The sequence below is a fragment of the Streptomyces sp. NPDC002104 genome (genome assembly GCF_053593795.1).
Genome location: NZ_JBSFDF010000020.1, coordinates 95,309 through 109,026, shown reverse-complemented (window position 1 = coordinate 109,026; position 13,718 = coordinate 95,309). Strand labels below are relative to the sequence as shown.

The following is a 13,718-nucleotide window of genomic DNA, read 5'->3' as shown; positions in this document are numbered from 1 at the left end:
ATCCGGGGCATACCGCGTCCGCAGTAGACGGGTGTACTCCGAACCCGTACTCCGCCCCGTATCGCGGACCGCCGTGCGGTATGGCGGACTACTCGGCCCGGGGCCGGACCAGTCCCGATTCGTACGCGATGACCACCAATTGCGCCCTGTCGCGGGCGCCGAGCTTGGACATGGCCCGGTTCACGTGGGTCTTGACGGTGAGCGGGCTGACTTCCAGCCGGCGGGCGATCTCGTCGTTGGACAGGCCCGCAGCGACCAGGACGAGGACCTCGCGCTCGCGTCCGGTCAGCGCGGCCAGGCGCTGCAGGTGGGCCGCGCCCGCGGCGGGGGTCTCGCCGGCTCCGCCGCCCTGCGCGAGGAAGGTGGCGATGAGCCCCTTGGTGGCGGCCGGGGAGAGCAGCGCGTCGCCGGCGGCCGCGACGCGGATGGCGTTGAGCAGTTCCTCGGGCTCGGCCCCCTTCCCGAGGAACCCGGAGGCGCCCGCCCGCAGGGCCGCCGCGACGTACTCGTCCACCTCGAAGGTCGTGAGCATCACCACGCGGACCTCGGCCAGTTCGGGGTCGGCGCTGATCAGCCGGGTGGCGGCGAGGCCGTCGGTGCCGGGCATCCGGATGTCCATGAGCACGACGTCGGGCCGCTCCGTGCGGGCCAGCTCGAAGGCCTGCGCCCCGTCGGAGGCCTCCCCGACCACGCACATGTCGGCCTCGGAGTCGACGAGCACCTTGAACGCGCTGCGCAGCAGGGCCTGATCGTCGGCGAGGAGCACCCGGATGGGCGTCGGGGCCTGGTTCGGGGTCTGTTCCACGCCCCGACCCTACGTCGTCCCGCGCGCCGGAAAGGCCTCAGCCCAGGGCCAGTACGAGCAGGGCCGTCGTCGCCGAGACCTCGGCCAGGGCTCCGAACACGTCCCCGGTGACCCCGTCGAAGCGGCGCACGCAGCGGCGGAGCAGGGCTTCCGCGGCCAGCAGGGCGGCCAGGACGGCCGCCGCGCACTGGGCGGCGGCCGGCAGGCCCAGCGGGAGGGCCGCGGCGGCGGACAGCACGAGTACGAGGCCTGCGACGGCGGCGGCCGCCCCGCCCGGGACGACCCCGGCGACGGCCGCGCCCAGCCCCTCGGGGCGGGCCGGGGGGACCCCGTCGCGGGAGGCGAGGGTCATGGCGAGCCGGGCGGTGACGGCGGCGACCACGGCGGCCAGCGCACCCCGGTTCCAGCTGTCGGCGTACACGTCCGCCAGCGCCGCGACCTGGACCAGCAGCGTGAACACCAGCGCCACCACACCGAAGGGCCCGATGTCGGACTGCTTCATGATGCGCAGCGCGGCGTCGGCCGGTTTGGCGCTGCCCAGTCCGTCCGCCGTGTCGGCGAGGCCGTCCAGGTGCAGGGCGCGGGTCAGGGCCGCCGGTACCGCGACGGTGACGGCGGCGGCGAGCAGCGGGCCGCCTCCGCACAGCAGCAGGACCACCCCGGGCGCGGCCGCGAGGAGCCCCACGACAAGCCCGGCGAGCGGGGCGCAGGCCATGCCGGTGCGGGCGGCGGGGCGGTCCCAGCGGTGGATGCGGGTGGGCAGCACGGTGAGCGTGCCGAAGGCGAAGCGCACCCCGTCGAGCAGCGAGGCGCGCTCCGGGGGCGGGGTCGGGGACGGGCCGTCGTACGAATCTGTCATCGGCGCGAACGCTACCCGTTCGATGCGACCGGTAAGTTACCCAATACACCCCAAATCGGGAGGTGGTGGCATGGGTCACTGGTGGTATCGCAACATCGTGGAGCCGGGGAAGCTCCCGCTGCTCCTCGCGCTGCTCTCCTTCGTCCTGTCCTTCCTGGTCACCCGCATGATCACCCGGATGATCCGGGCGGGGCGGGGACCCTTCAAGAACGTCACCCCGGGCGGGATGCACATCCACCACGTGGTCCCGGGCGTGATCCTCGTGATCATCGGCGGTTTCGGTGCGATCGGCAGCGCCCGGCACAGCTTCGGGGCGGGCCTGTCGGCCGTGATCTTCGGGCTGGGCGCGGGGCTGGTGCTGGACGAGTTCGCGCTGATCCTGCACCTGGACGACGTCTACTGGAGCGAGCAGGGCCGCAAGAGCGTGGAGATCGTGGTCCTGACCGCGGCGATCGTGGCGCTGGTGCTGGGCGGGTTCCTGCCGTTCGGGGTCAACGACCTCACCGAGGACGAGCGGCACAACCGCGGACTGGTCGCCATGAACACGGCGACCAACTTCTTCCTCGCCCTGATCGCCCTGTGGAAGGGCAAGGCGCGCACCGCGTTCTTCGGGACCGTCATCCCCTTCGTCGCGCTGATCGGCGCGATCCGGCTCGCCCGGCCCGGTTCCCCGTACGCGAACAAGTTCTACGCGAACCGCCCGAAGGCCCGCGCCAAGGCCAATCTGCGCGCCTTCCACCACGACCGCCGGTGGTCCTCGCCGCGGCGGAAGTTCGAGAACTTCATCGGCGGGACCCCGGACCCGGAGCGGCGGATCTCCAAGAGCGAGAAGCACTGACGCGACCCTGAAACGACCCTGAAATGGCCCTGAACCGGCCCTGAACCGGCCCTGACGCAGCCGGAACGGGGGAAGGGCCCACCCGGATGGGGGTGGGCCCTTCTCTCACGTCTCGGCCCGGAATCAGCCCGGGATCAGCCCGGCATCAGCCCGGGATCAACCCGTCGTCCCGCAGCATCTCCCGCACCTCGTCCAGCGAGGCGTCGGGGGCCGGCAGGATCAGCTCGGACGGTTCCAGCGCCTCGTCGGGCAGCGGGGTGCCGAGGCGGCGCACGGCGGCGAGCAGCTCCCCCAGCGTGCGCCGGAAGCCCTCCTCGTCACCGCTCTCCATCTCCGCGAGCAGTTCGTCGTCCAGCGTGTTGAGCTCGGTGAAGTGGCTGTCCGCCAGCTCCACCTGACCTTCCCCCATGATGCGGACAATCATGACGGGCCCCGTCCTACTGCTTGTCGAACCGGTGCTGGGTCTGCGACTGCTGGCCGGTGCCCGGGGCGCCGCCCTCGATGGCCGGATTCTGCGCGGAGGGACCGCCCGCGAGCTCGGCCTTCATCCGCTGGAGCTCCAGCTCCACGTCCGAACCGCCCGAGATGCGGTCCAGTTCGGCCTGGAGGTCGTCCTTGGCGAGCCCGCTCGCGTCGCTGAGCGCTCCGGAGGCGAGCAGCTCGTCGATCGCTCCGGCGCGGGCCTGGAGCTGCGCGGTCTTGTCCTCGGCGCGCTGGATGGCGAGGCCGACGTCGCTCATCTCCTCGGAGATGCCGGAGAAGGACTCGGCGATCCGCGTCTGCGCCTGCGCGGCCGTGTACGTGGCCTTGATGGTCTCCTTCTTGGTGCGGAAGGCGTCCACCTTGGCCTGGAGCCGCTGCGCGGCCAGCGTCAGCTTCTCCTCCTCGCCCTGGAGGGTCTGGTGCTGCACTTCGAGGTCGCTGACCTGCTGCTGCAGCGAGGCGCGGCGGGACAGGGCCTCGCGGGCCAGGTCCTCGCGGCCCAGGGCCAGCGCCTTGCGGCCCTGGTCCTCCAGCTTGCTGGACTGGCCCTGGAGCTGGTTGAGCTGCAGTTCCAGCCGCTTGCGGGAGGTCGCCACGTCGGCGACTCCGCGGCGCACCTTCTGCAGCAGTTCGAGCTGCTTCTGGTACGAGTAGTCGAGGGTCTCGCGCGGGTCCTCGGCCCGGTCCAGGGCCTTGTTCGCCTTCGCGCGGAAGATCATCCCCATACGCTTCATGACACCGCTCATGGGCTTCGCGCGCCCCCTTCTAGACGGACTGTGCTCCAGGTCACCAACAAGACCCACAGTACGGGCCCTGTCTCTATTACCGCACTGTTCGAGCGGGGATGCGCTCCTCCTCCAGGACGACTGCTCGCCCGCCGTGTCAGGCGTAAGGAGTAGGTGCTCCCCTCAGGAAGGACGCCCGCCGTTGCCGGATCGTTCCCCGCCGGGATGGGGCGCGTGTCCACAACCACGTACCCTTGGGTTTTGTGTTTGGTAGCCGATCCTCCAAGGAAGAGAAGGACGCCGCCACCGACAAGGTGAGCGCCGACCTCTCGCAGTCCCGTGACCCTCAGGCCCCGAAGGGCCGCCCGACGCCGAAGCGTGCTGTGGCCCAGTCGCAGCGCAAGGCAGTGGTGGCTTCGACCGGCAACCGCAAGGAGGATGCCAAGCGGGCTCGTGAGCGCCGCCGGGTCGAGATGACCAAGCAGCGCGAGGCCCTCGCCAATGGCGACGAGCGTTACCTGCCCAACCGGGACAAGGGTCCCGTGCGCCGGTACGTACGCGACTTCGTCGACTCCCGCTTCTCCGTCGCCGAGATGTTCCTGCCGCTGGCCGTGATCATCCTGGTGCTGAGCATGGTGCGGGTGCCGTCCATCCAGAACATCGCGCTGCTGCTGTGGCTCGGCGTGATCGCACTGATCATCCTCGACTCCATCGGCATGTTCATCCGTCTGCGCAAGGCCCTCGGCCAGCGCTTCCCGGACGAGCCCAAGCGCGGCGCCGTCGCGTACGGCCTGATGCGCACCCTCCAGATGCGCCGGCTGCGTCTGCCGAAGCCGCAGGTCAAGCGCGGGGAACGGCCCTGAGCGGAGGAACGCCCGGAGCGTTCGGCGGGGGTGGCTTCGCGGACGGGGCCCGGCTGTGGCTCGAAGGCCTGGGCGGGCTCCGCAACGCGGTGCGCCAGGAGCTCGTCGGCCGGCAGGTCGACGAGCAGATCGCGCACCGCTTCCCCGTGGGACAGCGGCTGCGCGTCCTGGACGTCGGCATGGGCCAGGGCACGCAGGCCCTGCGCCTGGCCCGCGCGGGGCACATGGTGACCGGGCTGGAGCAGGATCCGGCCATGCTGGCCGTCGCCCGTGAGGTGCTGGCCGCCGAACCCCCCGGGATCCGCGACCGCGTACGCCTCATGGAGGGCGACGGCCGGGAGACCGGCGCGCACTTCCTGCCGGGCAGCTTCGACGTCGTGCTCTGCCACGGCGTCCTCATGTACGTCCCCGAGCCGGACGCCATGCTCGCCGGGCTCGCCCGGATGCTGGCCCCCGGCGGGCTGCTGTCCCTGCTGGTGCGCAACGGCGACGCCCTCGCCATGCGGCCCGGCCTGCACGGCGACTGGACGGCCGCGCTGGCCGCCTTCGACGGCGTCGACTACACGAACCGGCTGGGCCTGGACGTGCGCGCCGACCGGCTGGCCACGCTGACCGCGACCCTGTCCGGGATCGGCGCCCCGCTGCACACCTGGTACGGCGTACGCGTCTTCACCGACGGCACCGAGGTGGCGGACGAGCTCCCCGCCGACGCGGAACTGGAGCGGCTGCTCGCCGCCGAGGACCGCGCCGGGCGGACCGACCCCTACCGCGGGGTGGCCGCGCTGCTGCACCTGTGCGGCGTACGGGGCTGAACCGCCCGGTCCCCCGCGGACAGCGCACGACACGGCGGAGCCCGGACCCCCGAGGGGGTCCGGGCTCTCGCCCACCCGGCCGGAAACGTCCGGAACCGGTCAGAGCTCAGCGGCCTCGCGCAGGCTCATCGTGTAGAGCTGGACCCCGTTGTCGTCGGACAGCTTCACCTGTTCGGTACCGCCCTCCAGCAGGTCCTTCCAGTACTCGCCGATCCAGGATTCGGCGTCCCCCTGCGTGGTGAACTCCTCCGGCACCACCGACGGGCTCGTCTCGCTGCCGTCGGCCGCCTCGAACCGCCACGTCCACGCCATGTCCGCCTCCGTTGCTCGTCCGCTTCTCACACGCTTCTCGCCTTGAGTGTGCCCGCAGACTAACCGGGCGCGCAGCAGTCCCGGCGACGCGGGAGGATCATCCTGTGGAACTCACTCTGCTCGGCACCGGCACACCCGAAGGACTGCCCCGCCCCGGCTGTCCCTGCGCCGCGTGCGCGCTCTCCGTGGGGCCCCGGGCGCGCGCCGCCACGTCCGTGCTCGTGGACGGGGCGCTGCTGCTCGACCTGACGCCCGGGGCGGTGCTCGCCGGCGCCAGGGCGGGGCATTCGCTGGCCGCCGTACGGCAGGTCCTGCTGACCCACCCGCACGACGGCCCCGCCGTCGAGCTGCCGCCGGGGCTGCCGGCGGCCGGGCGGGTCCCGGACGGGCGGGAGCTCGCGGTGATCTCCGGGCACCGGGTGCGGGCCGTGCCGATGGACGCGCCGGGCACCGGGTACGAGGTGACCGGGCCGGACGGTGCCCGGATGCTGTACCTGCCGCCGGGCGGGGCCCCGGCCGGGACCTCGGGCACCAGCGGGCGGCGCCCGTACGACGTGGTCCTCGCGGACGTGCTCGGCCGGCCGGAGGCGCTGGCGCGGCTGCGGGCCAGCGGGGCGGTGGGCCCGGCGACGGACGTGATCGCGGTCCACCTGGACCACGACACCCCGCCGGGAGCGGAACTGGAGCGCCGGTGCGCCGCCGCGGGCGCCCGCACGGTGCCGGACGGGACCACGGTGGCGGCCGGGGAGTACCGGCCGGCGCCCGAGGTGCCGCGCCGGACCCTGGTCCTGGGCGGGGCCCGGTCGGGCAAATCGTACGAGGCCGAGCGCCGGCTGTCCGGCTACCCGGAGGTGGTCTACGTGGCCACCGGCGGTACGCGCGAGGGCGACCCGGAGTGGGCCGCGCGGATCGGGCTGCACCGCGAGCGCCGGGCCGCGTCCTGGCGGACGGTGGAGACCTGCGACCTGGTGCCGCTGCTGGAGCAGGAGGGGCCGGCGCTGCTCGTCGACTGCCTGGCGCTGTGGCTCACGGACGCGATGGACCGGGCCGGCGCGTGGGACGACTCCGTCTGGGCGGGCGGGGGAAGCAAGGAGCTGGCCGCGCGCGTCGGCGAACTGGTGGCGGCGGTGAGGGCCACCCGTCGCCAGGTGGTGCTGGTCAGCAACGAGGTCGGCTCCGGGGTCGTTCCCGCGACGGCGTCGGGGCGGCGGTTCCGCGACGAGCTGGGGCGGCTGAACGCGGGGGTCGCCGGGGAGTGCGAGCACGTCCTCCTGGTGGTGGCGGGGCAGGCGCTGGTCCTGAAGCAGTAGCGGCGGCCACCGGCAACGGAACGCGGCGCACGGACCGTTCGGGCAGCGCGGGGGGCCGCTGTACCCTCTGGCAAATGACCACGCTGAATCTCGACGACTTCTCCGATCTGATCGAGCGCCCCGACGGGGGCGTCCGGCGTGACGCCGAGGAACGCCGTGAACGGCTGGCCGTGCCGGTCGGGGCGCTGGGGCGGCTCGACGAACTCGCCGAGTGGCTCGCCGCCGCCCAGGGCCGGGTGCCGGTCAAGCCGATCGAGCGGCCCCGCGTCGTCCTGTTCGCCGCGGACCACGGGGTGGCCTCCGAGGGGGTCTCCGTACGTCCCGCCGGCAGCGCCCACGAGCTGGTGCGGGCCGTCCTGGACGGCCGCAGCCCGGTGTCGGTGCTGGCCGGACGTCTCGGTGCCTCCGTACGGATCGTGGACGCCGGACTGGACTGCCATCTCGACCTGCTGCCCCAGGAGATCACCAAGCACCGCGTGCGGCGCGGCAGCGGGCGGATCGACGTGGAGGACGCGCTGACGACCGAGGAGGCCGAGGCCGCGCTGCGCCTCGGGATCCAGATCGCCGACGAGGAGGCCGACTCCGGGACCGACCTGATCGTCCTCGGCGACCTGAGCGTCGGCGGGACCACCGTCGCCGCGACCCTCGTCGCCGCCCTGTGCGGTACGGACGCCTCCGTGGTCACCGGCCGCGGCGGCATGCCGATCGACGACCTGACCTGGATGCGCAAGTGCGCGGCGATCCGCGACGCGCTGCGACGCGCCCGGCCCGTCCTCGGCGATCAGGTGGCGCTGCTCGCCACCGTCGGCGGCGCCGATGTCGCGGCGATCACCGGCTTCCTGCTCCAGTGCGCGGTGCGCCGCACCCCCGTGATCCTCGACGGGGTCGTCTCGGCGGCCTGCGGGCTGGTGGCGCAGCGGGCCGCCTTCCGGGCCCCGGACTGGTGGCTGGCCGGACAGGCCAGCGGGGAGCCGGGCCAGGCGAAGGCCCTGGACCGGATGGCACTCAACCCCGTGCTCGACCACGGCGTCACTGTGGGAGAAGGAACCGGGGCGCTGCTGGCTCTCCCCCTCGTCCAGGCGGCCGCCGCACTCGCGGCGGAACTCCCGGAACGGGCGGCCGAGCCGACCGAATGAGTCACCGGGGCCCGCGGTCCTGACCAGGCCGCGGCCCTCAGGGACCCCAGCACGGACCGCGATGCCCCATATCATCGCTTTTTATGGGAGAGGTCCGTTTGACCAGCGCAGAGACCGATCGGAAGACCGACCGAGGAACCGGTGGGGATCCGAACGGCAGAAACAATCCGGGGGGCGGGCGGGGGAACGCCCAGGCTCCGACCCCCGCGAACGTCCAGGCCGGCGGCCGGGGCAGCGGCCGGGGAAGCGTCCGCTCACGGCGCAGCGCCACCTTCGCGGTGTGGTACCTGCGCGCCGTCACCTTCGTCAACCTGCTCAGCGCGGTGTGGTTCTCGCTCGGCCAGGACCTGCGCCGGCACAGCACCGCCGATTTCTACACCCCGTACCTGCTCACGGCGGGCTTCGCCTCGGCGGCGTTCTCCCTGCTGCTCACCGTCACCATGGGCCGCCGCAAACGGGCGGCCTGGATCCTGAACCTCGTGCTCAGCGGGCTGCTGCTGGCGGCCTTCACGATGGCCGCCGTCGCCTCCTTCACCCCGTGCTCGGGGAGCGGGTACGAGTTCTGCTACCCGGAGTTCCGTGGGCACCCGCAGAACTGGGTGGCCTTCGGGCTGACCGCGCTCTTCGTCGGCGCCCTGCTGCTGGGCCGCCGGGAGTTCTACGCCAAGGGCGACCGCTCCAACCCGCTGCTCGCCAGCCTGGTCGCCTCCGTCGGCCTGCTGCTGACCTCGCTGGTCGCCGCCCTGCTCGTCGGCGCGACCAACACCGACCCCGACGCCGCGGACGCCACCTTCCTGGCGCGGTGGCGGTACGGCGTGATGCGGCTGGTCACCCTGGCCCCGGACGACAAGGCCTACAACACCATCACCACCCCGGGCTGGGTGGACGTGGCGATCAACGTCATGTCGACGCTGCTGCTGCTCGCCGTCCTGTTCGCGGCGTTCCGCTCGCGCCGCGCCGTCGACCCGCTCGGCGAGGAGGACGAGGAGAAGCTGCGCCTGCTGCTCGCCCGGCACGGCGACCGCGACTCGCTGGGCTACTTCGCGCTGCGCCGCGAGAAGTCCGTCATCTGGTCCCCCACCGGCAAGGCCGCGGTCACCTACCGCGTCGTCGGCGGGGTCTCGCTGGCCTCCGGCGACCCGATCGGCGACCCCGAGGCCTGGCCCGGCGCCATCGACCCGTGGCTGGCCGAGGCCCGCGAGCACGGCTGGGTGCCCGCCGTGATGGGCGCGAGCGAGGAGGCCGGGCAGATCTACGCCCGGCACGGACTGGACGCGCTGGAACTCGGCGACGAGGCCATCGTGGAGACCGACGAGTTCACCCTGGAGGGCCGCGCCATGCGCACCGTCCGCCAGGCGTACAACCGCGTCAAGCGGGCCGGGTACACCGTCCGCATCCGCCGCCACGCCGACATCCCCACCGAGGAGATGGACGTACTGCTGGTGCGCGCCGACGACTGGCGCGACGGCGCGACCGAGCGCGGCTTCTCCATGGCACTGGGCCGGCTGGGCGATCCCGGCGACGGCCAGTGCGTGATGCTGGAGTGCTTCGACGGCGAGGGCGAGCTGCGCGCCGTCCTGTCCTTCGTGCCCTGGGGGCCGAAGGGCCTGTCCCTGGACCTGATGCGCCGTGACCGGGATTCCGAGAACGGTCTGATGGAGTTCATGGTGATCGAACTCCTGGAGCGGTCAAAGGAGATCGGGGTCACACAGGTCTCGCTGAACTTCGCGATGTTCCGTTCCGTCTTCGAGCGCGGGTCGAAGCTCGGCGCCGGTCCGGTGCTGCGTCTGTGGCGCTCGCTGCTGAGCTTCTTCTCGCGCTGGTGGCAGATCGAGTCCCTCTACCGGGCCAACGCCAAATACCGGCCGATCTGGGAACCGCGGTTCATGCTCTTCGAGAAGAGTTCGGACCTGCTGCGGATCGGGATCGCGGCCGGCCGGGCCGAGGGCTTCCTGGAAGCACCCGGGCTGCCGAAGTGGATGCACCGCAGACATCTGGAGAGCAAGCGTTGACCACTGCCTCACTGCGGCGGTTCGCCCGCCGCGAGTGGGGGCCCCTGTACCGGACGGTCCGGGACGCGCTCGTCCGCGACAAGTGGCGGGCGATCCCGATGACCCTCGGCGCGGTCTGCCTGACGACCGTCTTCCAGATCGTCCAGCAGACGTCATGGGGCTTCCAGCCGGTGCAGGACCTCGGGTCGGTCAAGGCCGTCGACCCGCTCTGGCTGGCCCTGCTGCGGACCCCGCTGTCGCTGTTCGTCCCGGCGCTCGACCTGCCGGTGTGGGGGGCGCTCGCGCAGATCCTGCTGGTGTTCGGGATCGCGGAGATCTGCATCGGCTGGTGGCGCACGCTGGTCATCGGCTACGTCGCCACCCTGGCCGGGACCACGTACGCGCGGATCGGGCTCACGCTGGGCCCGGACCACCCCTTCGGCCTGCCCGACTCGGACCGGATCGTCAACGACACCGGGCCCTCGGCGGCGGTGGTCGGGCTCGCCGTGTACGTCTGCTGGCGCTACCGGGCGTACCTGACCGGCTCCGTCGTGATCCTGGTCATGATCGGCGAGCTGCTCTTCAAGGACAACCTGGCGGGCAAGGAGCACCTGGCGGCCATCGCCTCGGTGATGCTGATCTGCCTGGTCCGCGCCAAGTGGGGCCCGGAACGCTCCCGCGCCCCGCTGGGGCGGCCCCCCGCCGGGGCGTCTCCCCCGGTCCCGCCGCCGAACCCGCCCCCGGTCCCGCCCGGGGCGCCGCCGGTCCCGCCGCCGCGGGTCTGATCCGGGGCGCGGGGCCGTACCGTATCGGGGTGACGACACACCTCGGGCCGCTCGCCCCCACACGGCAGTGGATGCGGGACCATCCGCTGGCCACCGACGCCGTCCTGGCGTTCGGGGCGCTCGGGGCCATGGTCGTCGGCTCCTTCGCCAACCCGCACGGGGAGCACGGCCCGACCTTCGGCACCCGCACGCCCGAGCCCTTCTCGCTGGTCCTGATGGTGCTCGGCGCGGCCGCCCTGGTGCTGCGGCGCCGGCGGCCGCGCGCGGTGCTGGCCGTGACCGTCGGGCTCTCGCTGCTGGAACTGACCACCGGGGAGCCGCGGGCGCCCGTCGCCATGTGCACGGTGATCGCCCTGTACACGGTGGCCTCCCGCACCGACCGGCCCACCACCTGGAAGCTCGGCCTGCTCACCATGGCCGGGCTGACGGGCGTGGCCATGCTGGCCGGACCGCTGCCCTGGTACGCGCAGGAGAACCTCGGCATCTTCGCCTGGACGGGCATGGCCGCGGCCGCCGGGGACGCGGTGCGCAGCCGGCGGGCCTTCATCGACGCCATCCAGGAACGGGCCGAGCGCGCCGAGCGGACCCGCGAGGAGGAGGCCCGGCGCCGGGTCGCCGAGGAGCGGCTGCGGATCGCCCGGGACCTGCACGACGTGGTCGCCCACCACATCGCCCTGGTCAACGTGCAGGCGGGGGTGGCCGCGCACGTCATGGACAAGCGCCCGGACCAGGCCAAGGAAGCCCTCGCGCACGTACGGGACGCCAGCCGCTCGGCCCTGAACGAGCTGCGGGCGACCGTCGGTCTGCTGCGCCAGTCCGGCGACCCGGAGGCCCCGACCGAGCCGGCGCCCGGTCTGGCCGTCCTCGACGACCTGGTGGGCACCTTCCGGCACGCCGGGCTGCCGGTGAAGGTGATGGTCCAGCTGGGTCCGGCCGCCGCGGCGCCGCTGCCCGCCGCCGTGGACCTGGCGGCGTACCGGGTGATCCAGGAGGCGCTGACCAACGTCCGCAAGCACGCGGGTCCGGGGGCCGGCGCCGAGGTGAGCGTGGTGCGGGTGGGGGGCTCGGTGGAGGTGACCGTCCTGGACGACGGCGGCTCCGCGGCGGACCCCTCGCCGGAGCCCCGCGACCCCGGCGGCGGGCACGGCCTGCTCGGCATGCGCGAGCGGGCCGTGGCCCTGGGCGGCTCCTGCTTCGCCGGGCCCCGCTTCGGCGGCGGCTACCGGGTGCACGCCATCCTTCCGGTGAGCTGAGGGGCCTCCCGCCGGGCTGAGCGCTCAGCAGGCCTTCCGCCAGGCGCCCAGGTCGTACTTCTTCTCCAGCGAGCTGAGCTTCAGCGCGGTCGTGGCGGCGCAGAAGCGGCTCGCCGGGAGCTCGTACTCCACGTGGAAGACCGCCTTGCCCGCCGCGATGAACGGGGTCAGCCGGGCGCACTCGTCGTACTGGGCGCACTGCTCGTTGACCGCGAAGTCGAAGTCCCCCACCAGCTCCGGGATCTGGTCCAGGTCGTTCTTCAGCCCGGCCGACAGCCCCCGGTCGTGGGCGAGCCGCGCGATCAGCCGGTTGTAGGCCAGCTGGTCGCCGGCGGTGAGGGGGAAGCCGGACCTGTTGCGGTAGGCGTCCATGTTGTCCGGCTCGACCGCGTCGAAGCCCTTGTCGCGGCACATGTCGAACCGTTTGGCGATCAGCGGTTCCAGTTCCGCGAGCCGCCGGATGTCGAGCCAGCGCTCGCCCTGCCAGCCGTTGCCCGCCCCGCGCATCGACGGCGGGAAGGCATCGGCGTCCGGGCGGAAGTCCTCCCAGGCGCCGGTGGAGAGGTAGCAGACGGTCCGCCGGCCGGCCGCTTTCAGTTCGGCCACCTGCGCCTTGGTGGTGGTGAACCCGTCGATGTCGTAGACCGCCGCCCGCACCGAGGTGTCGAGCTTCCCGGTCAGCTGCCACTGCCAGCTGATCCCGGGCGCCGGCCGCCAGCGCTCGCCCGGCGCCGGGGCGGGCGAGAGGCCGTCGGGCCGGTCCTCGTCCCCGTCCGGTTCCGGGCCGGAGGTGCACGCGGCGAGGAGCAGCAGGGGCACGAGGAGCAGCAGCAGCGGGCGGCGGGCGGGCGGGCGTCTCATCCGGCGTCCTCCAGGGCGTACGGCAGGGTCCCCCACGGGTGCGCGCCGGTCCCCGGGACCGCGCAGTGCACCCCCGCCCCGCGCTGGGCCGCGAGCCGTTCGGCGAGTTCGGCGGCCGGGGCGCCCGGCGGGACGGCGTAGACGAGGTGGCAGAACCGGTGGGCGGGGTGGTCGGCGGTCCACGGGGGGACGGCCGCGTCCCGGTAGGCGTCCCAGGGACCCTCGAAGGTGACGAGCAGGTCGGCGAGTCCGGCGTAGTCCGGGTGCGGGTGCACCCCGTGGTTGAGGACGACGGTACGGGCCCCGGCGGCCCGCGCCGCGACGGCGAGCCGCCGGTAGTGCGGCAGGAACTCCGGACCGGCCGCGGCCTGGTCCAGGAAGGTCCCGTCGGTGGCGTACCAGTCGCGGTGGCGCAGCAGGTCCTGGACCACGGCGGCGTGCGGGCGGCGCCCGTAGTCGGTGTCGGCGTACCCCAGGACGGGCACGCCGGCCCCGCGCAGCCGCTCCGCGACGGCGGCGAACCGCTCGTCGGGGGCCTCGCCGGGCCCGCTGGCGGGGTTGAGCACCACGGAGTGCAGCCGGCCCGCGGCCCGGATGAGCCGCTCCCAGTCCTCGGGGCGGTCGGCGGGGTGCTCGTAGAGGGGCACCAGGAGCATGAGGTCCTTCTTCTCGTACGGGGTCACGT

At 73.4% G+C, this 13,718-nt stretch carries 15 protein-coding genes; 8 read left to right on the top strand and 7 right to left on the bottom strand.

What is annotated here, in order from left to right; translation table 11 throughout:
• Positions 1 to 88: 88 nt before the first annotated feature.
• Positions 89 to 805, bottom strand: coding sequence for a response regulator (locus ACWCP2_RS19110; protein WP_450909744.1), 717 nt, complete (start codon positions 803 to 805; stop codon positions 89 to 91).
• A 37-nt stretch (positions 806 to 842) separates the two neighbouring features.
• Entirely contained in the window at positions 843 to 1,664 is an 822-nt protein-coding gene (locus ACWCP2_RS19105) for an adenosylcobinamide-GDP ribazoletransferase (protein WP_450909743.1), read from the bottom strand.
• A gap of 70 nt (positions 1,665 to 1,734) precedes the next feature.
• Between ACWCP2_RS19105 and ACWCP2_RS19100 the strand changes: the two genes are divergently transcribed.
• Positions 1,735 to 2,502 carry a hypothetical protein gene (locus ACWCP2_RS19100; protein ID WP_450909742.1) on the top strand — a complete coding sequence of 256 codons (768 nt, stop codon included), beginning with the start codon at positions 1,735 to 1,737 and terminating at the stop codon, positions 2,500 to 2,502.
• Between the two features lie 145 nt (positions 2,503 to 2,647).
• Here the strand turns inward: ACWCP2_RS19100 and pspAA are convergent, their stop codons facing one another.
• Both pspAA and ACWCP2_RS19090 read right to left on the bottom strand, forming a co-directional pair.
• Positions 2,648 to 2,926, bottom strand: a complete 279-nt coding sequence (pspAA, locus tag ACWCP2_RS19095) for a PspA-associated protein PspAA (RefSeq protein ID WP_450909741.1) — start codon at positions 2,924 to 2,926, stop codon at positions 2,648 to 2,650.
• A gap of 13 nt (positions 2,927 to 2,939) precedes the next feature.
• Positions 2,940 to 3,731 carry a PspA/IM30 family protein gene (locus tag ACWCP2_RS19090; protein ID WP_450909740.1) on the bottom strand — a complete coding sequence of 264 codons (792 nt, stop codon included), beginning with the start codon at positions 3,729 to 3,731 and terminating at the stop codon, positions 2,940 to 2,942.
• Positions 3,732 to 3,964: 233 nt separating this feature from the next.
• Here ACWCP2_RS19090 and ACWCP2_RS19085 point away from each other — a divergent pair, with 233 nt between their 5' ends.
• The gene (locus ACWCP2_RS19085; RefSeq protein ID WP_450909739.1) at positions 3,965 to 4,573 is read left to right on the top strand and encodes a DUF3043 domain-containing protein; all 609 of its coding nucleotides are present in this window, start codon (positions 3,965 to 3,967) and stop codon (positions 4,571 to 4,573) included.
• A gap of 89 nt (positions 4,574 to 4,662) precedes the next feature.
• A complete protein-coding gene (locus tag ACWCP2_RS19080; protein ID WP_450909738.1) occupies positions 4,663 to 5,385 on the top strand; it encodes a class I SAM-dependent methyltransferase in 723 nt (240 codons plus the stop codon).
• A gap of 99 nt (positions 5,386 to 5,484) precedes the next feature.
• Here the strand turns inward: ACWCP2_RS19080 and ACWCP2_RS19075 are convergent, their stop codons facing one another.
• On the bottom strand, positions 5,485 to 5,697 hold the full coding sequence (locus ACWCP2_RS19075; protein ID WP_450909737.1) for a hypothetical protein: 213 nt from the start codon (positions 5,695 to 5,697) through the stop codon (positions 5,485 to 5,487).
• A 104-nt stretch (positions 5,698 to 5,801) separates the two neighbouring features.
• Here ACWCP2_RS19075 and ACWCP2_RS19070 point away from each other — a divergent pair, with 104 nt between their 5' ends.
• The 5 genes from ACWCP2_RS19070 (at position 5,802) to ACWCP2_RS19050 (ending at position 12,172) form a co-directional block, all read left to right on the top strand.
• Positions 5,802 to 7,007: a bifunctional adenosylcobinamide kinase/adenosylcobinamide-phosphate guanylyltransferase gene (locus ACWCP2_RS19070; protein WP_450909736.1), complete on the top strand. Its 1,206-nt coding sequence runs from the start codon at positions 5,802 to 5,804 to the stop codon at positions 7,005 to 7,007.
• A 74-nt stretch (positions 7,008 to 7,081) separates the two neighbouring features.
• Positions 7,082 to 8,143 carry a nicotinate-nucleotide--dimethylbenzimidazole phosphoribosyltransferase gene (gene cobT / locus ACWCP2_RS19065; protein WP_450909735.1) on the top strand — a complete coding sequence of 354 codons (1,062 nt, stop codon included), beginning with the start codon at positions 7,082 to 7,084 and terminating at the stop codon, positions 8,141 to 8,143.
• Between the two features lie 278 nt (positions 8,144 to 8,421).
• Positions 8,422 to 10,155, top strand: a complete 1,734-nt coding sequence (locus ACWCP2_RS19060) for a phosphatidylglycerol lysyltransferase domain-containing protein (RefSeq protein WP_450909760.1) — start codon at positions 8,422 to 8,424, stop codon at positions 10,153 to 10,155.
• Positions 10,152 to 10,919: a hypothetical protein gene (locus tag ACWCP2_RS19055; protein ID WP_450909734.1), complete on the top strand. Its 768-nt coding sequence runs from the start codon at positions 10,152 to 10,154 to the stop codon at positions 10,917 to 10,919. The genes ACWCP2_RS19060 and ACWCP2_RS19055 overlap by 4 nt, the downstream gene beginning before the upstream one ends.
• A gap of 71 nt (positions 10,920 to 10,990) precedes the next feature.
• Positions 10,991 to 12,172 carry a sensor histidine kinase gene (locus tag ACWCP2_RS19050; RefSeq protein WP_450909759.1) on the top strand — a complete coding sequence of 394 codons (1,182 nt, stop codon included), beginning with the start codon at positions 10,991 to 10,993 and terminating at the stop codon, positions 12,170 to 12,172.
• A 24-nt stretch (positions 12,173 to 12,196) separates the two neighbouring features.
• Here the strand turns inward: ACWCP2_RS19050 and ACWCP2_RS19045 are convergent, their stop codons facing one another.
• Entirely contained in the window at positions 12,197 to 13,033 is an 837-nt protein-coding gene (locus ACWCP2_RS19045) for an endo alpha-1,4 polygalactosaminidase (protein WP_450909733.1), read from the bottom strand.
• The gene (locus tag ACWCP2_RS19040) at positions 13,030 to 13,689 is read right to left on the bottom strand and encodes a spherulation-specific family 4 protein (protein WP_450909758.1); all 660 of its coding nucleotides are present in this window, start codon (positions 13,687 to 13,689) and stop codon (positions 13,030 to 13,032) included. The genes ACWCP2_RS19045 and ACWCP2_RS19040 overlap by 4 nt, the downstream gene beginning before the upstream one ends.
• Positions 13,690 to 13,718 lie beyond the last annotated feature (29 nt).

Excerpts from the sequence above, each read along its gene's own strand:
- pspAA (WP_450909741.1), bottom strand. The coding sequence starts at position 2,926 with ATGATTGTCCGCATCATGGGGGAAGGTCAGGTGGAGCTGGCGGACAGC.
- cobT (WP_450909735.1), top strand. The coding sequence starts at position 7,082 with ATGACCACGCTGAATCTCGACGACTTCTCCGATCTGATCGAGCGCCCC.
- ACWCP2_RS19100 (WP_450909742.1), top strand. The coding sequence starts at position 1,735 with ATGGGTCACTGGTGGTATCGCAACATCGTGGAGCCGGGGAAGCTCCCG.
- ACWCP2_RS19040 (WP_450909758.1), bottom strand. The coding sequence starts at position 13,689 with ATGCTCCTGGTGCCCCTCTACGAGCACCCCGCCGACCGCCCCGAGGAC.
- ACWCP2_RS19045 (WP_450909733.1), bottom strand. The coding sequence starts at position 13,033 with ATGAGACGCCCGCCCGCCCGCCGCCCGCTGCTGCTGCTCCTCGTGCCC.
- ACWCP2_RS19105 (WP_450909743.1), bottom strand. The coding sequence starts at position 1,664 with ATGACAGATTCGTACGACGGCCCGTCCCCGACCCCGCCCCCGGAGCGC.
- ACWCP2_RS19050 (WP_450909759.1), top strand. The coding sequence starts at position 10,991 with ATGCGGGACCATCCGCTGGCCACCGACGCCGTCCTGGCGTTCGGGGCG.
- ACWCP2_RS19090 (WP_450909740.1), bottom strand. The coding sequence starts at position 3,731 with ATGAGCGGTGTCATGAAGCGTATGGGGATGATCTTCCGCGCGAAGGCG.
- ACWCP2_RS19075 (WP_450909737.1), bottom strand. The coding sequence starts at position 5,697 with ATGGCGTGGACGTGGCGGTTCGAGGCGGCCGACGGCAGCGAGACGAGC.